The 21,285-nt window shown below is 72.8% G+C and carries 22 protein-coding genes; 7 read left to right on the plus strand and 15 right to left on the minus strand.

Annotated features, from left to right (window positions below; translation table 11 throughout):
* Window positions 1–30: 30 nt before the first annotated feature.
* Window positions 31–1,554 (plus strand): class I SAM-dependent methyltransferase, encoded by a 1,524-nt coding sequence (locus tag O7542_RS07095; RefSeq protein ID WP_166456212.1) that lies wholly within the window; start codon window positions 31–33, stop codon window positions 1,552–1,554.
* 41 nt (window positions 1,555–1,595) lie between these two features.
* Here the strand turns inward: O7542_RS07095 and O7542_RS07100 are convergent, their stop codons facing one another.
* From O7542_RS07100 to O7542_RS07125, 6 genes are read right to left on the minus strand one after another with little or no spacing between them, the layout of a single operon-like run.
* Window positions 1,596–2,294 (minus strand): LysE family translocator, encoded by a 699-nt coding sequence (locus tag O7542_RS07100; RefSeq protein ID WP_069088389.1) that lies wholly within the window; start codon window positions 2,292–2,294, stop codon window positions 1,596–1,598.
* Window positions 2,287–2,670 (minus strand): hypothetical protein, encoded by a 384-nt coding sequence (locus O7542_RS07105; protein ID WP_205796696.1) that lies wholly within the window; start codon window positions 2,668–2,670, stop codon window positions 2,287–2,289. Before O7542_RS07105 ends, O7542_RS07100 begins: the two co-directional genes overlap by 8 nt.
* 5 nt (window positions 2,671–2,675) lie before the next feature.
* Entirely contained in the window at window positions 2,676–3,935 is a 1,260-nt protein-coding gene (locus tag O7542_RS07110; RefSeq protein WP_104112319.1) for a SidA/IucD/PvdA family monooxygenase, read from the minus strand.
* Between the two features lie 16 nt (window positions 3,936–3,951).
* On the minus strand, window positions 3,952–4,989 hold the full coding sequence (locus O7542_RS07115) for an FAD-dependent oxidoreductase (RefSeq protein ID WP_166456213.1): 1,038 nt from the start codon (window positions 4,987–4,989) through the stop codon (window positions 3,952–3,954).
* Window positions 4,982–6,346 carry a class I tRNA ligase family protein gene (locus O7542_RS07120; RefSeq protein WP_166456214.1) on the minus strand — a complete coding sequence of 455 codons (1,365 nt, stop codon included), beginning with the start codon at window positions 6,344–6,346 and terminating at the stop codon, window positions 4,982–4,984. The genes O7542_RS07115 and O7542_RS07120 overlap by 8 nt, the downstream gene beginning before the upstream one ends.
* Window positions 6,339–6,716 (minus strand): cupin domain-containing protein, encoded by a 378-nt coding sequence (locus O7542_RS07125; protein WP_166456215.1) that lies wholly within the window; start codon window positions 6,714–6,716, stop codon window positions 6,339–6,341. The genes O7542_RS07120 and O7542_RS07125 overlap by 8 nt, the downstream gene beginning before the upstream one ends.
* A 298-nt stretch (window positions 6,717–7,014) precedes the next feature.
* On the opposite strand from O7542_RS07125, the gene O7542_RS07130 reads away from it, so the two are divergent.
* Window positions 7,015–7,920 carry a helix-turn-helix domain-containing protein gene (locus tag O7542_RS07130; protein WP_205796698.1) on the plus strand — a complete coding sequence of 302 codons (906 nt, stop codon included), beginning with the start codon at window positions 7,015–7,017 and terminating at the stop codon, window positions 7,918–7,920.
* A gap of 43 nt (window positions 7,921–7,963) precedes the next feature.
* Here O7542_RS07130 and O7542_RS07135 read toward each other — a convergent pair whose 3' ends face one another.
* From O7542_RS07135 to O7542_RS07160, 6 genes are all read right to left on the minus strand, one after another.
* Window positions 7,964–8,638, minus strand: coding sequence for a pyridoxamine 5'-phosphate oxidase family protein (locus O7542_RS07135; RefSeq protein ID WP_281605920.1), 675 nt, complete (start codon window positions 8,636–8,638; stop codon window positions 7,964–7,966).
* Between the two features lie 118 nt (window positions 8,639–8,756).
* Entirely contained in the window at window positions 8,757–9,119 is a 363-nt protein-coding gene (locus tag O7542_RS07140; RefSeq protein ID WP_281605921.1) for a metalloregulator ArsR/SmtB family transcription factor, read from the minus strand.
* Between the two features lie 78 nt (window positions 9,120–9,197).
* A complete protein-coding gene (locus O7542_RS07145; RefSeq protein WP_281605922.1) occupies window positions 9,198–9,605 on the minus strand; it encodes an arsenate reductase ArsC in 408 nt (135 codons plus the stop codon).
* Between the two features lie 56 nt (window positions 9,606–9,661).
* On the minus strand, window positions 9,662–10,747 hold the full coding sequence (arsB, locus tag O7542_RS07150; protein ID WP_043323148.1) for an ACR3 family arsenite efflux transporter: 1,086 nt from the start codon (window positions 10,745–10,747) through the stop codon (window positions 9,662–9,664).
* 100 nt (window positions 10,748–10,847) lie between these two features.
* A complete protein-coding gene (locus tag O7542_RS07155) occupies window positions 10,848–11,540 on the minus strand; it encodes a helix-turn-helix domain-containing protein (protein ID WP_281605923.1) in 693 nt (230 codons plus the stop codon).
* Window positions 11,541–11,558: 18 nt separating this feature from the next.
* Window positions 11,559–11,984, minus strand: coding sequence for a metalloregulator ArsR/SmtB family transcription factor (locus O7542_RS07160; protein WP_069088396.1), 426 nt, complete (start codon window positions 11,982–11,984; stop codon window positions 11,559–11,561).
* Window positions 11,985–12,309: 325 nt separating this feature from the next.
* Here O7542_RS07160 and O7542_RS07165 point away from each other — a divergent pair, with 325 nt between their 5' ends.
* The 3 genes from O7542_RS07165 to O7542_RS07175 are packed head-to-tail and all read left to right on the plus strand — an operon-like array spanning window position 12,310 to window position 14,295.
* Window positions 12,310–12,639: a metalloregulator ArsR/SmtB family transcription factor gene (locus O7542_RS07165; protein ID WP_043323156.1), complete on the plus strand. Its 330-nt coding sequence runs from the start codon at window positions 12,310–12,312 to the stop codon at window positions 12,637–12,639.
* A gap of 55 nt (window positions 12,640–12,694) precedes the next feature.
* Window positions 12,695–14,110 carry an NAD(P)-binding domain-containing protein gene (locus tag O7542_RS07170; protein ID WP_104112323.1) on the plus strand — a complete coding sequence of 472 codons (1,416 nt, stop codon included), beginning with the start codon at window positions 12,695–12,697 and terminating at the stop codon, window positions 14,108–14,110.
* Window positions 14,110–14,295 carry a hypothetical protein gene (locus O7542_RS07175; RefSeq protein ID WP_166456116.1) on the plus strand — a complete coding sequence of 62 codons (186 nt, stop codon included), beginning with the start codon at window positions 14,110–14,112 and terminating at the stop codon, window positions 14,293–14,295. Before O7542_RS07170 ends, O7542_RS07175 begins: the two co-directional genes overlap by 1 nt.
* On the opposite strand, the gene O7542_RS07180 is transcribed toward O7542_RS07175, so the two are convergent.
* Together O7542_RS07180 and O7542_RS07185 are read right to left on the minus strand one after the other, a co-directional pair.
* Window positions 14,292–15,074, minus strand: a complete 783-nt coding sequence (locus tag O7542_RS07180) for a DUF2470 domain-containing protein (RefSeq protein WP_104112325.1) — start codon at window positions 15,072–15,074, stop codon at window positions 14,292–14,294. The genes O7542_RS07175 and O7542_RS07180 overlap by 4 nt on opposite strands.
* 151 nt (window positions 15,075–15,225) lie before the next feature.
* Entirely contained in the window at window positions 15,226–15,522 is a 297-nt protein-coding gene (locus O7542_RS07185; RefSeq protein ID WP_013286940.1) for a DUF1540 domain-containing protein, read from the minus strand.
* Window positions 15,523–16,156: 634 nt separating this feature from the next.
* On the opposite strand from O7542_RS07185, the gene O7542_RS07190 reads away from it, so the two are divergent.
* Entirely contained in the window at window positions 16,157–16,732 is a 576-nt protein-coding gene (locus O7542_RS07190) for a VanZ family protein (protein ID WP_281605924.1), read from the plus strand.
* Window positions 16,733–16,816: 84 nt separating this feature from the next.
* Here O7542_RS07190 and O7542_RS07195 read toward each other — a convergent pair whose 3' ends face one another.
* Entirely contained in the window at window positions 16,817–19,537 is a 2,721-nt protein-coding gene (locus tag O7542_RS07195; protein ID WP_281605925.1) for a sugar-binding protein, read from the minus strand.
* 508 nt (window positions 19,538–20,045) lie between these two features.
* Here O7542_RS07195 and O7542_RS07200 point away from each other — a divergent pair.
* Entirely contained in the window at window positions 20,046–21,194 is a 1,149-nt protein-coding gene (locus O7542_RS07200) for an ROK family transcriptional regulator (protein ID WP_043323169.1), read from the plus strand.
* The last annotated feature ends 91 nt before the right edge of the window (window positions 21,195–21,285 follow it).

Here is a 21,285-nt window from a genome sequence, read left to right on the forward strand (position 1 = left end):
GCACCGCCCATCGGCCCAGGTGAGGGGAACATGACCGACGAGCCGGCCCGCTTCGTGCTCTTCCCGGGGCGGCACCACCTGCTGACCCGGTTCCAGGCCGACTACCTGTGCCGGCTGGCCGGGGACGAGGCCACAGTGGTCTGGGCGGTGACGTCGGCCAACCACGAGAACACCAGACGCAACCCGGTGCCGTACCACCGGCGGGAAGCCGCGATCGAGCGGTTCAGCGTGCTGAGCGGGCTGCGCTCGGTGGTGGTGCCGATCTTCGACACCACGTACACCGACGCGTTCGCCGAGGTGACGCTGAAATCCATCGCGGTGGCCACCGGGCTCGAACTCACCCCCGCCGACACGTTGCTGGCCTGCTCCACGCCGGAGGTCGCGAAGCTGTACGAGCGGCTCGGCTTCCGGATCGCGCCGGTCGAGGCGGACCCGGACCTGCCCGAGCCGCCCGAACGGCCGTGGGACGTGCTGCTGCGCCTGGCCGCCGGGGACGAGACCTGGCGCGCGCTCACCCACCCGGCCACCATCGACGTGTTCGAGCGCTACCGCCTGGTCGAGTCGATCCGGTCGGTGGTGAACGACCCGCTCGTCGGCGACGAGGGCGGCCTCACGGTGACCCGGGACTACCGCACCTACGTGGAGGCGTTCGCCACTGCCGCGCAGCGCAAGTGGGACTCGGTGCGCGGGTACGTGCAGCCCGGCCGCATCGTGGACATCGGCTGCGGCGCGGGCGCGGTCCTGGAGCTGGCCGACCGGGAGGCCGCGCTGCGCGAGAGCGACCTGATCGGCGTGGAGGTCGCCCGCCACCTCTACCAGGAGTGCCTGCACAAGAAGGCGCAGGGCGTGTTCCGCAACGCCAACGTCTACTTCTTCCACCGCAACGTCCTCGGCGGCGCGGTGTTCAAGGACCGCTCGGTCGACACCACGCTCACGTTCGCGCTGACCCATGAGATCTGGTCGTACGGGCGGCAGCGGGAGTCGCTGCTGCAGTTCGCCCGCCGCATCCACGACCACACGGTGCCCGGCGGCGTCTGGATCAACAGCGACGTGTGCGGTCCGGACGACCCCGGGCGGCAGGTGCTGCTGCGGCTGTCGGCCGACGACGGCGACAACCCGGCCGCGCCCCGCGGCGATCTCGCCGAGCTGACCTCGGCGGAGGTCCGGCGCTACGTCGGCGGGCTGTCGACGCGGGCGCGGCTGGACCAGTTCGCCGTCGACTTCGCGTTCGGCTTCGACCACGAGCCGCTTCCGGACGGCGCGGTACGCCTGTCGCTGGGCGCGGCGATGGACTACCTGACCCGCAAGGACTACACGGACAACTGGCTGTCGGAGACGCAGGAGCAGTTCTGCGGCCTGAGTTTCGCCGACTGGACGGCGCTGCTCACCGAGGCGGGGTTCGAGATCGGCCCGGCGTCGGCGCCGGTGCGCAACGAATGGGTGATCGACAACCGGATCGCACCGGTCGCGTCCCTCACCGACCTCGACGGCCGGCCGCTGGACTGGCCGACCACCCACGTCCTCACCGTCGCCCACCGCCCCCGCAACCAGTGAGACCGACGGCGCCCGCCGCTGCCGGCGGGCGCCGTCGCCGCTCACCGGCTCAGCGCGATCCGGATCGCCAGGACGATCAGGATGAGCCCGGTCAGCCGTTCGATCACCAGCAGCACTGACGGCCGGGTCAGCCAGGGCTGCAACCTGTCGATGAGCATGATGTAGCAGGCCCACCAGAGCACGGCGAGACCGATGAACGTGGCGGCCAGCACCGCCGTGCGGGCCGCCGCCCCGTCGCCGGGCCTGACGAACTGCGGCACGAACGAGACGTAGAAGACGACCACCTTGACGTTCAGCAGCTGGCTGGTGACGCCCATGACGAACGAGCGGCGGGCCACGTGCGGCTCGTCGGCGGCCGGGGCCTCCGGCACCGGCGCGGGGCCGGTCTCCGGGTCCGGCCCGGCGCCGCCCGCGCCGACCGGGACCGGCTGCGCCGCCGGGGCCGTCCGGCGCGGCCGGGTGGCCCAGAGGATCGTGCCGCCCAGGTAGAGCAGGTACAGCGCGCCGGCGACGCGCAGCACCGTGTAGAGCGTCGGCGAGGAGACCAGCAGCGCGGACAGGCCGGCGGTGGCGAACGACGCGTGCACCAGCGCGGCGACGAACAGCCCGGCCAGCACCACGAACCCGGCCCGCCGGCCGTACCTGACGGTCTGCCGGGTGACGAGCGCGAAGTCGACGCCCGGCACGATGATGATGAGCAGGCTGGCGGCGACGAAACTGATGATCTGGATGTCAGACACGACGCCGGCTCTCCTGTCCTGCGGCGAGCGCCGGCGCCGCCTCCTCGATGACGGAGACGCCGCTGTCCTGGCGTGGCCCGTGCCGGCGCCACTGTTCCCGCAGCCGGATCCGGCCGTCCGGCAGCCGCTCGGGCCGGGACTCGCACTCGCCGACCACTATGGTGCCGTCGGTGAGCACCTCCAGGTAGGCGAAGCGCACCACGCCCTGGGCGTCGCAGGTTCCCGCGAGCCGGCCGTGCCGGACCGGGCCGCCGGTGATCTCCGCCCAGACCAGGTCGCCGCGCTGGTGGTAGTGCCCCCGCAGCGGCTCGGCGCCGTCACCGGCGTCGTGGTCCACGGAGACGAAGACGCGGCCGTCGTAGTCGAATGTCGTCATCGCGCTCACGCCCACCGGGTGCTCACGTAGTCGTCACGGAACCGGCAGACCGTGCGGCCGGCGATCGAGTTCAGGATCATCGCGCTGCGGATCGGCAGAATGCTCAGGTTGGAGTCGACGAGCCCCTGCACGTACCGCCCCCGGTTCAGCACGAAGATCTTGTGGTCGTCGGCGTGCTTCCACCGGATCGAGTAGTCCGACTCGATCACCGGTTCGCCGCGCTCGTCCACGTCGATCAGCGCGGACAGCTCCGGATCGAAGGGGAGCGGGGCGAGCCGCCGGCCCGCCGCGACGATCACGTTCACCGCCCGGTGCCGTTCCTCGCCGCTGCCGGCGGTGAGGCACTCCAGCTCCACCTCCCCGTCGAGCTGCCGGGCGCCGGTCACGGTACGGCTCGGCATGATCGTGACCGGGAACCGGCCGGTCCGCAGCCGCTCCTCGTAGTTGTGCTGGTAGACGCCGCGCAGCGTGCCGGGGGAGATGCCGTCGCTGGTCAGGATCTGCCCGGAGACCAGCCGTTCCCGCACGTCCCGGGACAGCGAGAGGAACGCCTCCTGGTAGGCGGGCCGGTACAGGTCGTTCGCCGAGGGGGAGTCCTCCAGCGGCGCGAACCAGGACCGCCGGCCGATCCACTTGATGTCGCGGCAGCCGCGGGCGAGCAGCGCTGCGACGCACTCCGCGCTGGTCTGGCCGCTGCCGATCACGACCCACGGCACGTCCGGCTCGTCGGGCACGCCGGCCAGGCGCCGGTTCAGCTCGTCGGCGACGAACAGGTGCCGGGGGTCGAGGGCGTCCAGGAAGTCCGGTACGAAGGGGACGGTCCCGCTGCCGAGCACCAGGTGCTGGGAGCGGGCGACCTCGACGCCGCCGCTGCGGGTGACGATCGCGCCGTCGAACTCGACTCGGTCGACGCGGGCGCCGTAGGTGATGCGCGGCAACTGCTCCGCCGCCCACACCAGGTACTGCTGGTACTCGATCCGGGGGATGGTGTCGAAACCGGCGCCCAGCAGGGCGTAGACCCGGCCGGTGGTGACCAGGTAGTTGAGGAACGACAGCGGGTGCGTCGGGTCGTAGAGCGAGACCAGGTCCTTGACCCAGCCGGTCTGCATGCGCACGCCGCTGTGCAGCATCCCGTCGTGCCAGCCCGGCTGGTCCCGCGCCTCGAACAGCGCGATGTCGTGCGGCGCGAGCGCGTCGTACATCGCGGCGAGGCTCAGGTTCGCCGGCCCCGCGCCAATTCCCACTGTGTGATAGGTCTGCGTCATCAGTCTGCCTCTGTGTCTAGCCGTGCGGGACACGGATCGCGGATCGGGAGTTCAGCAGGGCGGTGGCGGCGAGCCGGCTGGCGGCCAGGACGGTCTTGGCGGCGCCGCCGCTGCCGCCGGTGAAGGTGTGCACGGCACCGGCCACTGCGCGCAGGGCCAGGCCGGGCGGGTCGCTGTAGCAGTCGACGGCGCTGACCGGCGGGCCGTCCGGGCGCGGGTCCAGGCCGGGCAGCCGCCGCGCGGCGACCGCCAGCACCCGAGCCGCCAGCCCGGAGTCCGGCGCGGGCGCGGGCGGGTCGACGTCCCAGCGGTCGCTGGGCAGCCCGAGAAGGACACGCCCCGGACCGGCGGGCCGCCCGTACAGGCCGCTCGTCTCATCGACGAAACACGGCAGGTCGGCCCGGCCGGTGCGGTGGTGGGCGTACTGGATGTGCTTGGTGCGCAGCGTGCTCGGCAGCCCGGCGGCGCGCAGCAGGCCCGGCGTCCAGGCCCCGGCCGCCACCACGACGAGGTCGCCGGTGAGCCGGCGGCCGTCGCGCAGGTCGACCGCGCCGTCGCCGAGGCGGGCCACCGGCGTGGTCTCGGTCCGGTCCAGGCCCCGCAGGACGCTGCGGCGCAACCGGTCCGGGTCGAGGTGGCCGGCCCGGCGTTCCCAGACCCCCACCGTGCCGTCCGGGAGCCGGTCGAAGCCGAACCGCCGGGAGACCTCGTCGCGGGTCAGCACCTCGGCCCCGGCCACGCCGGCCGCCGCCCCGGCGTCGACGGCGTCGAGCAGGTAGAGCGAGCCGGTGGCCCGCCACCCGGCGGCCGCGGCGAGCGCCGGGTCGTCCCGCAGTTCGGCGAGGCTCGCGGTGGCCAGGGCCCGGGCCGCCGGATCGGGCTCGAAGGCGCGTACCAGGCCACCGGAGGCGGCGGTGGCGTCGGCGTGCCCGCCGGCCGGGTCGCCGCCGTGCGGGCCGACCAGCACCGCCTCGGCGCCCGCGTCCCGCAGCCGCCGGGCGAGCAGGACACCGGCGAGGCCCGCGCCGACGACGAGCACGCGGGGCTCACCCACCGGAGGCCGCCGGTTCCGCGCCGCCGACGACGTCGAGCAGGCGGGCCGCCCGGTCCGGGTCACCGGGGTACGCGGCCAGCGCCGCCCGGACGACGGTGGCGCTGTCGAAGTGCGCCGGGCGCAGCGCCTGCTCACCCCGGGTCAGCTCGACGTCGGCGAGCACACCGTCCAGACCGGGTACGGCCCCGGCGAGCGTGGCGGCGTAGCGCGCCTTGAACGCCTCGTACGCCTCGGGCCGGAAGTCCGACTCGTAGCGGTCCGGCCGGTCCCAGCTCAGGAACGCCCGCACCACTGCGGGGTCCTCGTCGGCGAGGAACTCGTGCGCCCAGATCGCGTGCCCCCGGCTGGTGGAGAACTTCGCGCCGGTGAGCCGGTAGAACTCGTTCACCACCAGGCCGGTCGGCCGGTCGGGCAGCCCGGCGGCCAGGTGCAGGGCGGGGATGAGCAGCGCGTAGTAGAAGGCGTTGTCCACCCCGAGGAAGATCCACTGCTCGTCCACGTCCCGCCACGCGTCGAGGTACCCGGCCAGGGTGTCCGCGTCCGGCCGCAGGTGGCGGGCGGGCAGCAGCAGGTTCGCCAGGGCCATCTCGGCCCAGACGTCGATGCGCAGGCCGTCGTCCCACTCGATGCCCCAGTCCGTCGGGTACGCCAGCGGCACCTCCGGCAGCCCGCCGTCGAGGTACGACGCGACGAGCCGGCGCAGCCGGGGCGGTAGCACCGCCCCGGACCAGAACCCGGCGAGCCGTTCCCGGTGCTCGTCCAGCCGCAGCACCGGCACCGTGTGGGTGACCGGCTCCGGTGGCGCGTCGCAGCAGGTGGACCGCGCGTCGACCAGGTTCGCGGCGCTGCAGAAACCGCCGCACCCCTCGCAGGTGCCGCCGTTCGCGCCTGCCCCGCAGGCCGGGCAGCGCCCCGCGACCCGCACGTGGTGCAGGGTCCGCCGGCAGGCCGCGCAGGCGCGCAGCGACACCGGCGCGACCTCGACCACCTTCGCCTCGACCAGTTCGGTGAGCAGGCCGGCCACCGCCCGGCGGTACGCCTCGTCGGCCAGTGGGTCGGCCATCACGTCGTACCGGATCCGCGCGGCGCGCAACGCGGCGTGGATCAGCGACCCGTAGCGGGCGACCGTGTCGGCCGGCGTCTCGCCGTTCGCCTCCGCCCGGGCGAGCACGTAGTTCTGGTGGGCGTCCAGCCCGCACTGGGTCACCACCCGCCGGCCGGCGGCGCGCAGCGCGCGGGCCGCCACGTCCCCGGCGACGTACGGGCCGCTGAGGTGCCCGAGGTGCAGCGGACCGTTCGGGGTCGGCGGCGGGGTGACCAGGAGCACCGCGCCCCGCCCGGCCGGATCGTCAGCCACGGCCGGTCCCGTCGCCCGCGTCCGGCCGGCCGGTCTCGGGGCGCGGCATCCAGTAGACGCTCAGGATGGTCAGCGGCTGCTCGGGGGAGGGGTTGTGGATGACGTGGCGCTGCTCGGGTTCGAGCAGGATCACCCCGCCGGTCGGCACCTCGACCTTCTCGCCGCCCGCCTCGTAGATGGCGGTCCCGCGGGTCACCACGGCGAACTCCACCTCGGGGTGGACGTCCTCGGTGCTGCTGCCGCCGGGCGGGATCACGCACCACATGGCGTCGAACGGCAACGGGCCGAGATCGCGGTACTGGGTCCAGCGGCCGATCTGGATGCCGTACTCGTCGGTGAGCTCGGCGGTGTCGCTGACGTACCTTCGCATGTTCGTCCTCCTGGTCGGCGCGATGCCCGTCGGGCGCGCCGGACGGATCTGGGTTTGCGGAGAGTGACCGGAAGTGGTGCTTCTGCGACGCAGAGCCAACCGCCTGCCGGAGTGGCAATTCGACTTCGGTCGATAGCGTCGGACCCACTGTGGACCTAACCTCGGCTGGCCAACAGGAGCTACACCGGCAGATCACCGGCAATGGCGCTACTGATTGCCCGCTCAGTGGCCGCGCAGCGGTGGTCCGCCTGTACGAATCCACCAGAACCGGTACGGAGACGACGCTGTGATCGGCTACATGGATACGTTGGGTGACGAAATTGCTACCGCTCGGCGACGAGCCAACCTGACTCAGGAGGAACTGGCCGCCCGCACCGGACTGAGCGTCCGGAGCATCCGCAACCTGGAGTCGTCGCGGGTGACCCGCCCGCGCCCGGCGACAGTGCGGCTGCTGCGCGACGTGCTCGGCCTGCCGGCCCACCCGGCGCCGGCCCGGATCCGCCCCATGCAGTTGCCGCTGGAGATTCCCGGCTTCACCGGCCGTTCGGCACAACTACGGCAACTCGACCGGCTGCTCGACGGCGGACCGCGGCGGATGTCCAGCGTGGTGGTCTGCGTCCTGTCCGGACGCTCCGGGATCGGCAAGACGGCGCTGGCGCTGCGCTGGGCCCACCGGTCCGCCGCACGGTTCGTCGACGGGGTGCTGCACGTCCAGCTCGGCGGAAGCGACTCGCGCCGGCCGGCGGTGGCGCCCGCGGAGGCGCTCGCCGGCCTCATCGAGGCGCTCGACGTGCCCGGCGGCATTCCCTGCGGTCCGGCCGCGCGCACCGGGCTGTACCGCAGCGTGCTCGCCGGGCGCCGGATGCTCATCGTGCTCGACGACGCGCGCGACGCCGAACAGGTCCGGCCGCTGCTACCCGGTGTCCCCGGCTGCATGGTGGTGGTGACCAGCCGGGACCGCCTCACCGGACTGGTCGTCGGCGAGGCCGCGCGTCCGGTCGTGGTGGACGAGCTGGCGGCCGGTGAGGCATGGGAGCTGCTGGCGGCCCGTCTCGGCGAGCGTCGCCTCACCGCCGAACGCGAGGCGGTACGGCAGATCATCGCCCACTGCGCGGGGGTGCCCCGGGCGCTGGCTGTGGTCGCCGCCCGCGCCGCCGTCGCGCCCCGGCTGCCGCTGGCGGAGGTGGCCCGCCAACTGCGGTAGGGGACCGGTGGACCGGGGCGGTCGCGCGGCGCGGGCACCCCGGTCAGCGCCGGTCGGCGCGGGTGCCGGCACGGGCGGACACGTGGGCCGGCACCGGCGCGGTCGGCGGGAGCGCCGGGTCGGTCACCGGCTGCTCCCAGCGGGCCACGAGCGGAAGCTCGCCGGCCCAGAGTCCGAGCGCCGCGTCCGGGCTGTCGCCGTCGTCCGGCGGGCCGCTGCGCGTCTTCACCGACGCCTCGGCCAGCGGCAGCGCCAGCAGGGCCGTGGCCGCCAGCTCCCGCCGGTTCGGGCGGCGGGCGTGGTCCCACTGGCCGGGGGCGACGTGCTCGGTGAGCAGGCGGAGTCCGTGCAGCTTCTCCTCGGTGCCGGTCACCCACCGGGGCCGGCCGTAGATCATCGCGCTGCGGTAGTTGACGCCGTGCTCGAACACCGAGCGCGCCAGCACCAGGCCGTCGACCACGGTGACCGTGACGCAGACGTCGGTGTCGGTGGTGAGGCTCCGGCTGGCCACCGAGCCGTGCAGGTAGAGGTGGCGGTCGTCGAACCCGTAGACGGTCGGCACCACCATCGGGTGACCGTCCACCAGGACGCCGAGGTGGCAGACGAACCCGGCCCGGAGCACGTCGAACAGGGCGGCGCGGTCGCGGTGCCCCTTCTCCTTCATCCGGCGCAGGCTCGTGCGGGGCGTCGCGGACAACTGCCCGTCGGCATCGGTCATGGCTGATCTCCCGTCGGTCCCGCCGTTTCTACCGGGCCGGACGGCGCTCCTCAAGAGGGCCGGCGGGGACGACCCGGTCAGGTCGGCGGGTGCTCGCGGCAGCCCCGCGGTCGCCTGCTCAGCGGACCTTCCTCGTCGGTCGCTTACGAGGCGGCGTCAGCAGCTCGGCGATCGCCGAGATCGCGGACGGCACCAGACGGTAGTACGCCCACACACCCCGCTTCTCCCGCTCGATCAGACCGGCCTCGGTGAGGATCCGAAGGTGATGGCTGACGGTCGGCTGGGAGAGCCCGAGCGGCGCGGTGAGGTCGCTGACGGACGCCTCGCTCTCCGGAGCGGACTGGATCAGGCTGAGCAGACGCAGCCGGGCCGGGTCGGCCAACGCCTTCAGCACTCCCGCGAGGCGTTCGGCATCGGCACGCTTGATCGGCTCGCCGGTCAGCGGCGAGATGGCAGGGGTGGCAGTTTTCGCAGTTCCCACGCTTGCATCGTTGCATCAACGGCCGCCGCATGCCGGTGCAACCAGGACCGGATCATGGTGAGTCGCACGACAGGGGTGTCAGGCGGCGGGGCGCAGGTCGGCGAGCAGCCGTTCCACCCGGGCGCGGATCTCGTCCCGGATGGGGCGTACCGCGTCGACGCCCTTGCCCGCGGGGTCTTCCAGCTTCCAGTCCTCGTAACGCTTGCCCGGGAAGACGGGGCAGGCGTCACCGCAGCCCATGGTGACGATGACGTCCGAGGACTCGGCCGTCTCGTACTCCAGGCGCTTGGGGGTCTGGTCGGTGATGTCGATGCCGACCTCCCGCATGGCCTCGACGGCGGCGGGGTTGACCTGGTCGGCGGGCGCGCTTCCGGCGGAGCGGACCTCGACGGTGTCGCCGGCGAGGTGGCGCAGCCACCCGGCGGCCATCTGGGAACGGCCGGCGTTGTGCACGCAGACGAACAGGACGCTGGGTTTGTCGCTCATCGGGTCTCCATGATCCTGATGGTTGCCGTGACGTGCCGCGGCGCGGTCGGGGCATCTCATGGCCGGGTTCCCGGCGCGGGGAACAGGCGGGCACGGGCCCACAGCGACACGTAGACCAGGCCGACGAGAACCGGAACCTCGATCAGCGGGCCGACGACGCCGGCGAGGGCCTGGCCGGAGGCGATCCCGAAGGTGCCGATCGCGACCGCGATCGCCAGTTCGAAGTTGTTGCCCGCCGCGGTGAAGGCCAGGGTGGTGGTGCGTTCGTAGTTCAGGCCGATGGCCCGGCCGAGCAGGTAGGAGCCGGCCCACATGAGGGCGAAGTAGGCCAGCAGCGGCAGGGCGATGCGGGCCACGTCGACCGGCCGGTCGGTGATGGCCTCACCCTGCAGGGCGAACAGGACGACGATGGTGAACAGCAGTCCGTACAGGGCGACGGGTCCGACCCTGGGCAGGAATCGCCGCTCGTACCAGTCGCGGCCCCTGGTCCGTTCGCCGAGGCGGCGGGACAGGTAGCCGGCGAGCAGGGGGATGCCGAGGAAGACGAGCACGTTGCCGGCGATCTCCCAGCCGGAGACCTGCAGCGCGGCGCCGTCCAGACCCAGCCAGCCCGGCAGCACCGACAGGTAGAACCAGCCGAGCAGGCCGAACGCGAGGACCTGGAACACCGAGTTGACGGCGACGAGGACCGCTGCCGCCTCCCGGTCGCCGCAGGCCAGGTCGTTCCAGATGATGACCATCGCGATGCAGCGGGCCAGGCCGACGATGATCAGACCGGTGCGGTACTCCGGCTGGTCGGCCAGGAACATCCAGGCCAGGGCGAACATGACGGCGGGACCGACGATCCAGTTGAGGATCAGCGACGAGACCAGGAGGCGCCGGTCACCGGTGACGGTGTCGAGGCGGTCGTAACGGACCTTGGCCAGTACCGGATACATCATGATCAGCAGGCCGAGAGCGATGGGCAGGGAGATGCCACCGACCTCGACGGCGTCGAGAGCGTCGTCCAGGCCGGGAACGATCCGGCCGAGCAGCAGGCCGGCGACCATGGCCAGGCCGATCCAGACCGGCAGGAACCGGTCGAGGCGCGAGAGGCGTGCCACCAACGGTGGGGCGTCTTCGGCTCTGGTGGCGGTGCTCATCGGTCTGCTCCCGTGGATCGTCGGTGCCGGCGCGTGCGCGTCGGGTGAGGTCGCCCTGTGCCGGGCGGCTGCGTCGGGCGCCCGCAGACTAAGGCGGTGATCAGGCCGGCTTCCCGCAGGGTGCGGCGGTGTGCGGGGCGACGCGATCGACGCGGTCGGCGAGGTCGGCGTAGGCCGCCTCGAACGCTTCGTCGGTGTCGACGCGGGCCGGGTCCGGCACGGACCAGTGCAGGCGGGGGCGGACCGGCCCGGTGAGTTCCTCGTGGGCGTTGTCGCAGACGGCGATGACCAGGTCGCCGTCCCGGACGACGTCGTCGACGTGTGCGGTGCCGGCCGGGTCGAGGTCGAGGGCGTGGCGGTGGGCCACGGCGAGCGCGCGGGGGTGGACCCGCGGTGCCGGCCTGGTGCCGGCGGATGCGGCGTCGCCGTTGGCGCGCTGCCTCCACAGCGCCGCGGCCAGTTGCGAGCGGGCGGAGTTGTGGGTGCAGACGAAGACGACCCGATGCGCGCCCGCCAGTGGTGGCGGCGTGAGGGCGGAGAGGGCGGCCGGTCGGAGTCGAAGGTAGATGCGTCGCCGATCGCCCTCCGACCGGCCCCGAACGACGAGGCCCGCGTCGGCGAGGACCTTGACGTGATGGGCGACCAGGTTCGTCGGCATGGCGAGGGTGTGTGCGATCTCCCCGGGTGAGGCGTCGCCCAGGGTGAGCGCGTCCACGATGGCCAGGCGGGCCGGGTCGCCCAACGCCGCATGGATCCGCGCGCGCTCGACCAGCGAGTAAGACTCAATGTCCATTGACTCAATAATTTCTGATTAATCTGGAGGCGTCAAGCCGGCGCGGCCGGATCCCCCGGGAGCGCGAGTCGCCGCGGCGGTCGGCTCGATCGACAGCAGGCCGGCGAGCTGGCGCAGGATCTGTGGCCGCGCCCGGTAGTAGACCCACGTGCCCCGCCGTTCGGCGTCCACCAGGCCTGCCTCGCGCAAGGTCTTGAGGTGATGAGAGATCGTCGGCCCGGTCAGGTCGAACGCCGGCGTCAGGTCGCACACGCAGGCCTCGCCGCCGTCGGCGGAGGCGATCATCGACATCAGCTGCAGCCGTACCGGATCACCGAGGGCCTTGAACGCGGGCGCGAGGATCGCGGCCGTCTCTGCCGGGACCCGGCGCTGCGCCAGTGGGGGGCAGCACGGCGCGTCGGCGTCGAGGTCGACGAGGGGGATCGGCGCTTGGCGCTTCGGCATGCCTCTAGGTTGACATCCATCTAATCAGCGTGCAACTCTCTGTTTAGACATATGTCAAGACAAGGTGCTCCCAGGAAATGAGGCTCGTCATGTTCGGCTTCCCGCGTCGCCGGCCGTCATCCGTGGCAGGGGTCCGGTTCTGCGACTCCTGCGCCCGGGTGTCCACTCCCGCGCAGAGGATCGCCCGCCTCCGCGACCGCGCCCGCACCACCGCCTACGCGCTGACGGCACCCCGCTGAGAAGCGGGACCGCTGCCCTGCGGATCGCCCGCTCCGGCGCCTGCTAGGCTTCCATCGTCAATCGGCGATTAACGATGGAGGGAGAGATGATGGGGGACCTCCTCGACCGCGACACCGCGCAGACCTATGCCTCGTGGTTCCGGGCCCTCGCGGACCCGACGCGGGTGCAGGTGGTGGAGTACCTGGCCCGCCATGCCCGGCCGATGAGTGTGGGGGAGATCGTCGCCGCCGTCGGGCTCGCCCAGTCCACCGTCTCCCAGCACCTGAAGATCCTCACCGAGGTGCGGTTCGTGCTCGTCGAGCCGGTCGGCACCGCACGCCACTACCGCATCAACGACGCCTGTGTCGGGTGCTTCCCGTCCGCCGCCGACGTCGTCATGGGCCGCCCGGCCCCCGATCCGGTCGGAGCCTGCTGAGGCAGGCGTCACCCGCACCTCTTGATCCGCCATTCTCAACACCGAGGAGTTCCCGATGAGTGTCCTGGACGAGTCGCCCGTCGTGGTGATCGGCGCGGGCCCGGTGGGTCTCGCCGCCGCCGCCCACCTGCACGAGCGTGAGCTGCCCTTCCTCGTCCTGGAGGCCGGGGACACCACCGGCGCGGCGGTGCGGCAGTGGGGGCACGTGCGGCTGTTCTCCCCGTGGCGCTACAACGTCGACCCCGCCGCCCGCCGGCTGCTCGACGACGCCGGCTGGGTCGCCCCGGTCGAGGATGCCCTGCCCACCGGCGCCGAGCTGGTCACCGACTATCTCCAGCCGCTCGCGGACCTGCCGCAGCTCAAGCCCCACCTGCGCTACGGCGCGCGGGTGGAGGCGATCAGCCGGCTCGGCCTGGACCGGCTGCGCACCGCCGGCCGCGAACAGACGCCGTTCCTGATCCGCCTCGCCGACGGCGACGAGTTGCTCGCCCGCGCCGTCATCGACGCCTCCGGCACCTGGGGCACCCCCAACGTCCTCGGCGCCTCCGGCCTGCCCGCCCGCGGCGAGACGGACGCCGCGGCGTTCCTCGAGCACGCCCTGCCCGACGTGCTCGGCAGTGGCCGGGACCGCTTCGCCGGCCGGCACACCCTCGTCGTCGGCGCCGGCCACTCCGCCGCGAACACCCTGCTCTCCCTGGCCGAGCTGGCCACCGCCGAACCCGGCACCGAGGTGACCTGGGCGATCCGCTCGGCCAGCCCCGCCCGCACCTACGGCGGCGGAGACGCCGACGCCCTGCCCGCCCGCGGCGCGCTCGGCGCCCGGCTGCGCGACCACGTCGACGCCGGCCGGATCAGGCTGCTCACCGGATTCTCCGTACACGCCCTCACCCCGGCCGAGGGCCGGGTCACCGTGGCCGTCCGGCACGCCGACGGCACCGACGAGTCCGTCACCGTGGACCGCGTCGTCGCCGCCACCGGCTTCCGCCCCGACCACTCCATCGCGGCCGAGCTGCGCCTGGACCTCGACCCGGTCATGGGAGCCACCCGCGCCCTCGCCCCGCTGATCGACCCGAACGAGCACTCCTGCGGCACCGTCCCGCCGCACGGCGCCGCCGAACTCGCGCACCCCGAGGTCGGCTACTACGCCGTCGGCATGAAGAGCTACGGCCGCGCGCCGACGTTCCTGATGGCCACCGGCTACGAGCAGGTCCGCTCCGTCGTCGCCGCTCTCGCCGGCGACTGGGACGCCGCCCGCGACGTCCAGCTCGACCTGCCCGAGACCGGCGTCTGCAACAGCAACCCCGCCGACTCCACCGGCGCGGACAGCTGCTGCGGCCCCGACCCGGCGGCCACGCCGGCCGCACAAGGGCTGGCGACCGGAATCTCCGGGGGCCTGCTCTCCGCGCCGCTCAGCCTGGTCAGCCTCGACACCCCGACCAACGGCGAGACCGGCGGCTGCTGCACCAGCTGATGACCACCACGACGGCGCCCGCCGGCCCCACGGCCGGCGGGCGTCACGGGTGGCGCCTCGTCGCCGCCCTCGCCGTCACCAGCACCATCGGATACGGCACCCTCCACCGCCTGCTGGCCGCGGTCACCACCGCCTGCCTTCTCGCCGCCGCCGCGATGCGCTCGGTAGGAAGCGGGCAGCCCTAGCCGAGCAGCGTCCGCAGCGCCCCGGCGAGGCCGGCGCCGGCGGTGACCGGGTGGAGGAAGGACAACCGGATGTCGGCGTGACCGTCCGGCCGCTCCGCGCGCAGCACGATGCCCTCGGCGTCGAGCGCGACCGGGACCATCCGCGTCGCGCCGGCGCTGACGGCGCTGTCGACGAGCGCACCGAGCCGGTCCAGGAGGTCGCCGTGGCACCGGGTCAGGTGCGCGAGGTGGGCGGCCTCGTCGACGGCGATCGGGTCCGGGCGGGCGGCGCGGTACGTGCCGAGGTCCACCGCGACGGGTTCGGTGGCCCGGTCGAGGAGGATCTCGTCCGGCTCGATCGCCCACAGCGCCACCGGCGGCAGGTCGAGCAGCGACATCACGGTGGCCGGGTCGCAGGCGTCGAGCGCGGCCGGGTCGAAGCGGCGGGCGGTGCCCAGGATCCGCAGCCGGTCCCGCACCCGCGAGCGTACGGCGACCGGAGCGAGGTGGGTCACGTCCACGCGTACCGCACCGCGGTGACCGCGCGCGGCCACCAGCAGGCCGCCGGTGCGGCTCATCGCGTCGACCGCGAGGACGATCGTGCCGTCGGGGAGGACTGCGTGGGCGGACAGGAGGTCGGCGGTGGTGTCGCCGAGCGTCAGCCGCAGCGACGAGGCAGCGCTCAGCACGCACCGGGCGGCGACGGCGTCGCGGGGCGTGGAGGTGACCGGAGACGGCCCGGCGGCGACCGGGGTGACGCCGGTCGACGGGGCCGGGCGCCCGGCGGGGTGCAACGCCATGTCTGTCTCCTCGGCCGGAAGGGGTGAAGTCGGCCCAGGTCAGACGGTAGTAGGTAAGGCTTACCTGTGCAACGGCGGGTCGGGTGCCGGAGACGCATACGGGTCACGACGGTGACCGTCGTGACCCGTACGGGCGTGGGTGTCCGCTTTGTCAGGCGGGCTGGTAGGTCAGGCAGTCGCTGACGGTGGCGCCGGGGCCCACCGTGATCGACTCGGCCGTGCAGGCGAGGTTGGTGTTGAACACGCACTCGGCCCGCGCGCACGCGCCCACCGCGCCGGTGACCTCCGCGATCCCGCCGCTCAGCGACGACTCGACGAACGTCGCGCAGGACGCCGCGTCGGCGCTCGCCGCCACGGTGATCGCGGGCGCGTGACAACCGTTGTCGTTGAAACTGCACGCCGTGGCGGCGCACTCACGTACCGGCGGAGACTGCAACAGCGTCTTCATGGTGCCTCCAAGTCATGCGGGCCGGCGGTGCGACGGCCGGCCTCGTGGTGCTCGAATGCCATTCGGTATTAGCCCTGCGAGCGGGGCTTCAAACCTGTCCGCCCGAAGTGAGGATCATGCTCACCATAGCAGCGGAATGCGGCGTCGGCGGCGGTAAACCGTCGATCCCGCGCGAACTCCCGGGCGGGCGAAGATGAGGCTTACCTTTGTAAGGAAAGCCTTTGTTTGCCGGTGCGAGGTGGGCGTGCGGTGACCCCGTCCGCGCTGGTCCGGGCGCAGGGTGCGGTCCCGGCGAACGGCCTGGAGCGCGCCGAGGGTCATGCGCCGGATCGGGGAGGTGAATTGATGTGCGGAAATCGGCGCTCCGGAGCCGGGAATTGGTTTCGCCGCCCGGGGCGGAAATCGAATTTCCGCAGCGCCGGTTCCGTACACGGAATTGTGCGCCCCCGCCGGTCGGCGGCGGTGGGTCGGCCGGGTCCGTGCCGTGCCCGTGCGCCCGGCTGTCGTCCGCGCGGGCCGCCCGGGGCGGGGGCCCGCGGGGTGGCGGGCAGGATGGCACCCTGAGCGGGCCGGGACGCCGGTCCGCGCCGGTCGGACCCGGCGGGATCCCCGGGCGGACAGAAGGTGAGGCGGCGTGGTCGAGGGGTGGCACGGCTGGCTCGGCACGATCAACGGGGTCGTGCTCGTCACGGTGGCCGCGCTGCCGTTGGCCGCGCTGGTGGTGTGGCTCCTCGCGCGCCGGCGCGGCGGCGGGCCGGCCTGGCGGCTGTCGCTGGCCGAGGTCGGCATCGTCTACGGGACCGTGCCGTGGGTCTGGATGATCATGCTCCCGGGGGACGGCGCCGGTGTGGTTCCGGGCCGGGTGAGCCTGGTGCCGCTGCGGGACCTGCTGACCGTCCTCGCGAGCGGGCCGCTGACGGTGACGGTCCAGATCGTCGGCAACCTGCTGGTGTTCGCGGCGCTCGGGTTCTTCGGCCCGCTGCGGTTCGCGGCGCTGGCGTCGGTGCCGCGGATCCTGGCGCTCGCGGCGGGCTGCTCGGTCCTGGTCGAGGTCGCGCAGTACGTCCTGCGGCTGGACCGGGTGTCCTCGGTGGACGACGTCCTGCTCAACACCGCCGGCGCCGGACTGGCCGCGCTGGCCTCGCGCCGCTGGTGGCCGGCCCCGGCGTCTCCGGACCGGCCCCTGCCGGTGCCGGCGGCGAAACGCTGAACGGCCCGGATACGGCACGATGGGCCGGACCTCACGGCCCGGCCCATCGCGTCAGCGCGTCAGGTCGACGCGTTCACCGTCCGGTCAGCACAGCTTCTTCGCCAGAGCGGTGGTGGCGCCACCGCTCTCGTACGAGACGAGCAGCGAGGTGCCGGCCGGGAGCGACCCGCTCAGCGGCAGAACGAGCGTGCCGTCCTTCCGCAGGCTGGCCTGGGTCTGCGCCACGACCCGGCTGCCGTCCCAGACGAAGACCCGGGCGGTGCCGGCCTTCTTCACCTGGAGCTGCACCGAGACCTTGTTGGCGGTGCGGGTGACCTTCTTGAGCTTCACCGTGTTGTCCGCCAGCTTGGCGTAACCACCCGGTGCGACTCCGTCCGAGACGGACTGCAGCAGGGTCTGCGGCGAGTCCACGCTCAGCGCCGCGGTGTCGGGCATGATCGGAGCCTTCGGCGCCGACGGCTGCGCCGGCAGGCCCGGCAGGAGCGCGTTGCCCCAGCGCCACGGGTCGGCCCGCACGCCGCTCCAGGTCGACCAGCCGACCCGGGTCTGCGAGCTGAGGTCCTGCGTGTCCGAGTCGTTGACCAGGATGTTCAGGCCCATCCGGCTCGGGTCGATGGTGTCCGGCAGCACGCTGAACGGAATCTTGACCTCGATCCGGTAACCCGTGTACGGGTTGCTGGTCACCACGGAGGCGATCTCCACACCCGGCGCGGTCTCCGGGCCGCCCTGGTGGTTGTCCCGCTCCCGGGCGAAGCACGGCGGGTTCCCGTTGGCCGGGTCGTTCGTGGCCGGGAAGAGCGCCATGTTGAACACCGTGGAGGTGTTCGCCGAGTTGCCGCGCGGGTCGATGCCGAACTCGATGTTGTCGTTACGCCGCGGACGCTTGCAGTCCTCCGGCGGCAGGACGGTGCCGAGCACGTCATCGGTGATGTTGAAGATGGCGTACAGGGCGTCGTCGGTGTGGGTCAGCTGGGCGGTGCCGGAGATGTCCGACGCCGGGGCGGCGGTGCCCTCCCAGCGGGTGGAGATGTCGATGACCTCGCCGGTGTACTCGTGGTCGTGCCCGTGACCGTCCACCGTCGGCGCGGTGGCGGCCTTCGGGATCGTGGTGGTCGGGACCAGGTTGAACGCGCCCGGCTCGGTGGCGCTGCCACCGACGTAGCTGGTCTCGATCTGCACCCGGTAGGCGCCGTTGTCCGGCGCCCGGTTGGCCGTCGGCAGCGACGTGTCGGTGTTGCTGACGGTGAACGTCACCGAGGTGGTGGCGCCCGGCCGCAGGCCGCTGTACGGCACCTGCTGCTCGGCCACCGAGAAGCCGGCGGGAACGTTCAGCTTGACCGAGCCGGACTCGACCCGGGTGCCGTGGTTGGTCAGGTTGACCTTGACGCTGCGGGTGCCGCCGCTGGGGATGTTCAGCAGGGACTCGATGAGCGCGTCGAGCTGCTGGGTCTTGTTCCGCACGGTCCAGGCGCGGAAGTCGGCGATCTCCTCCAGCGGCTCCAGGGTGCCGCGCACCGGAGCGGTTCCCTGCACCTGGGCGCTGCTGACGCCGCTGCCGTCCTTCTTGCTGGTCAGCGTGGCGTTGAGCCGGAAGCGGGTGCCCACCTCGATCTGCGCGGGCGGGGTGACGGTGAAGGTCTTCACGACCTCCTTGCCCGGGGTCAGCGTGCCGACGTTGCCGTTGCCGCTGACGCTCCAGCCGGCCGGGACGTCCAGGGCGACCTTGGCGCCCGTGATGGCCTTCTCGGCGTACAGGACGGTGTCCACCTTGATGGGCTGGCCGCCGACGGCCTCCCAGGTGCGCGGACGCACGTGGACCTCGGTGCCGAGCGGCAGGCCGCCCGGGGCACGCAGGGTGGCGCCCTGCAGCGCGCCGGTGCCGGCGCCCACGTTCGGGTCCGGGTACGGCGTGCGGGTGTCGATCAGCGTCAGCCGGTTACAGCCGATGGCGTCCGGGTTGGTCGTCGGGAAGGAGCTGTTGCCCCAGCCCTGCGACACGTACTCCCGGCGGGCCCAGGTCTGGACCGTGTTCCACCGGTTGCCGTCGTGCCGCGCCGACTCGTAGCCCTGCCAGGTGCCGAAGATGACGTTGCTGGCCTCGGCCGGCGTGAACGTGGTCTCGCAGGCGGGGCCGTTGGTGCCGGTGGTGCCGCTGCCACCGGTCTGGAAGATGCGGGAGACCCGCCAGGGCTTGAGCCCTTCCTTCTTGATCTGCTCCGGGAACGCCTTCGGGTCGGCCGCCGCGTAGAAGGCCTCCACGGCCAGCATGGCCGCCTTCTGGTGGTTGCCGTGGTTGCCCTGCGTCGCCGAGGGGTTCATCGTGAGGATGACCTCGGGCTTGGTGGTCCGCAGGACCCGCACGATCCGGGACAGCGTCTCCTGGTGGCCCCAGACCTCCTCGGTCAGCGGGGCGCTCGCGGTGTACCAGAAGTCGAGCGCGTCCAGGTTGTAGATGTGCTCGACGCCGGCCCAGCCGACGGCCTTGCGCTCCTCGGCCTCCCGCAGGATGCCGAGCTCCGGGCCCTCCTCGAGACCGGTGGCGTTGCCACCGCCCTCGCCGCGGGTGGTGGTGATGACGCCGGCCTTCATGCCGTGATACTCGTTCCAGTATCCGAGCATGCCGAGCTGGCCTGCCTCGTCGTCCGGGTGCGCGCCGATGAACATGATGTCCAGGTCGACGGGCTTGTCGGACTTCTTGGCCTGTGGCTTCGGTGCTGCGTTCTGGGGGTTGGCCTGGGCCGGAGTGGCCAGGCCCAACGACAGAAGACCGCACATGGCGATCGCTGCCGTGGTGCGCCATCTCATGGGCATACCTCTTCGTCTCGAAGCGAGAGTGCTGCGGCTGGGGGACGGGTCACGGGCCCGGCGCGCGCCGGGTCGTGACGCGGACAGCTGTCCATTGAGGACTGTTGGGTCCTCGCTGGTCGTGGTGCTCGACAACGGGGTGATGGTGTACGCGCACCGTCACGGCGTGAGCGGTGCACACGGTGGCGACGGATCGGTCCACCGGAAGGCCTTCGGGCCGTAACCTAGGGATCTTGCGGAGGCGTCGTCAATAGGCCCGGACGACTTTCTTCCTTATTCGAAGAAACAATCCCCGCAGCTCAGTGGCCCGGCTGCTCGGCCTGCATCAGCCGGAGGGGGCGCTTTGCCCTATTTTGGGCACCCAATGTGGACGCGAGGGCCCGGTTTTGCGCGCCATGTCGGGGTGGCCTGGCGCGTCCGGCTTGCCACTTCCCAAATTTCCGCTGGCCGGAGCTCCGAGATCATCTCGTTACTTGACGTCTCATTTTTTTCACACTAGGAAGAAAGCGTGTCTGACAAAGCCCCGACCAGCCCGGTCAGCCGTGAGCGGTCCCGTGAGATCAAGCGTCTCTCGGTGATCTTGGCCGCCCGGCAGGCCCGGCGGCTGTCCCGAGTGGACCTGGCCGAGATGACCGGCCTCTCGGCGGCCACGGTCACCGCGCTCGTGCGGGAACTCGTCGCCGAGGGCTACCTCATCGAACGCGGGCCCGGCGCGCCCACCACCGGCCGGCCCCGGGAGATGCTCGAGTTCAACCCCCGCGCCGAGCTCGTCGCGGCGGTGTCGCTGGAGCCACCCCGGATCAGCTGCGAGATCGCCGACAGCGAGGGCGCGGTCATCGCGCACCGCGTCGCGCGGCTCGGCGCGAACGTGGTGGAGACCGTCTGCGAGTTCGTCCTCGACCTCGTCGGCGACAACCTGCCCTCGCTGCGCGGCGTCGCGATCGCGGTGCCCGGCGTCTCCACCAACGGCGCGGTACGCCTCGCGCCGTCGGTCGGACTGGTCGAGGCGTGGCCGATCGGCGAGTCCGTGCAACGGCGGCTCGGCGTGCCCGTGGTCGTCGACAACGACGTGAACCTCATGGCCGCCGGCGAGTGCGTCGCCGGCGCCGGCGCGGACGTGGCGAACCTGCTGCTGATCCACGTCGCCGAGGGCATCGGCGCGGGCCTCGTGCTCGACGGCAAGGTCCGCCGCGGCGCCAGCGGAGCCGCCGGCGAGGTCGGCTTCCTGCCGCTGGGCGGCACGACCGAGCGTCGCTACAGCGGTGTCGGCGACTTCGAGGCCCGGTGGTCGGTGAACGCCATCGCGGAGCGGGTCGTCGCGCTCAACCCGGGCCGCCGGCCCGAGTCGCCGGTACGGGAGCTGAGCCGCCTCGCCGCGACGTCTGCGCCCGCCCGCGAGTACCTCGACGAGGTCCTCGGCGCCTGGGCCGGGCTCATCCTCTCCTGCGCCTGCGTCGTCGATCCGGGACTGGTGCTGCTCAGCGGCGCCGCCGCGGAACTGGACGACGCGGCCCTCGACCAGCTTCAGACCCTCGTCTCCGCCCGGACCCCGGCCCCCACCGAGGTGCGCCGGGCCACCCTCGGTGACCAGGCAGTGCTGCACGGAGCGATCAGCTACGCGCTCTCGGCCGCGGTGCCCCGCCCCTCGCTTCCCTGACCACCACCCGACCCCGGCCCCCGACGACCCCGACCCCGACACCCACCCACCCACCACACCCACAGTCACCGTCGCGGCGACCGCGTCCGGA

It is taken from the genome of Micromonospora sp. WMMC264 (assembly GCF_027497275.1).
Lineage (GTDB): Bacteria > Actinomycetota > Actinomycetes > Mycobacteriales > Micromonosporaceae > Micromonospora > Micromonospora chalcea.

Excerpts from the sequence above, each read along its gene's own strand:
- O7542_RS07095 (WP_166456212.1), top strand. The coding sequence starts at position 31 with ATGACCGACGAGCCGGCCCGCTTCGTGCTCTTCCCGGGGCGGCACCAC.
- O7542_RS07105 (WP_205796696.1), bottom strand. The coding sequence starts at position 2,670 with ATGACGACATTCGACTACGACGGCCGCGTCTTCGTCTCCGTGGACCAC.
- O7542_RS07110 (WP_104112319.1), bottom strand. The coding sequence starts at position 3,935 with ATGACGCAGACCTATCACACAGTGGGAATTGGCGCGGGGCCGGCGAAC.
- O7542_RS07125 (WP_166456215.1), bottom strand. The coding sequence starts at position 6,716 with ATGCGAAGGTACGTCAGCGACACCGCCGAGCTCACCGACGAGTACGGC.
- O7542_RS07130 (WP_205796698.1), top strand. The coding sequence starts at position 7,015 with ATGGATACGTTGGGTGACGAAATTGCTACCGCTCGGCGACGAGCCAAC.
- O7542_RS07135 (WP_281605920.1), bottom strand. The coding sequence starts at position 8,638 with ATGACCGATGCCGACGGGCAGTTGTCCGCGACGCCCCGCACGAGCCTG.
- O7542_RS07145 (WP_281605922.1), bottom strand. The coding sequence starts at position 9,605 with ATGAGCGACAAACCCAGCGTCCTGTTCGTCTGCGTGCACAACGCCGGC.
- arsB (WP_043323148.1), bottom strand. The coding sequence starts at position 10,747 with ATGAGCACCGCCACCAGAGCCGAAGACGCCCCACCGTTGGTGGCACGC.
- O7542_RS07155 (WP_281605923.1), bottom strand. The coding sequence starts at position 11,540 with ATGGACATTGAGTCTTACTCGCTGGTCGAGCGCGCGCGGATCCATGCG.
- O7542_RS07160 (WP_069088396.1), bottom strand. The coding sequence starts at position 11,984 with ATGCCGAAGCGCCAAGCGCCGATCCCCCTCGTCGACCTCGACGCCGAC.
- O7542_RS07165 (WP_043323156.1), top strand. The coding sequence starts at position 12,310 with ATGATGGGGGACCTCCTCGACCGCGACACCGCGCAGACCTATGCCTCG.
- O7542_RS07170 (WP_104112323.1), top strand. The coding sequence starts at position 12,695 with ATGAGTGTCCTGGACGAGTCGCCCGTCGTGGTGATCGGCGCGGGCCCG.
- O7542_RS07175 (WP_166456116.1), top strand. The coding sequence starts at position 14,110 with ATGACCACCACGACGGCGCCCGCCGGCCCCACGGCCGGCGGGCGTCAC.
- O7542_RS07180 (WP_104112325.1), bottom strand. The coding sequence starts at position 15,074 with ATGGCGTTGCACCCCGCCGGGCGCCCGGCCCCGTCGACCGGCGTCACC.
- O7542_RS07185 (WP_013286940.1), bottom strand. The coding sequence starts at position 15,522 with ATGAAGACGCTGTTGCAGTCTCCGCCGGTACGTGAGTGCGCCGCCACG.
- O7542_RS07195 (WP_281605925.1), bottom strand. The coding sequence starts at position 19,537 with ATGAGATGGCGCACCACGGCAGCGATCGCCATGTGCGGTCTTCTGTCG.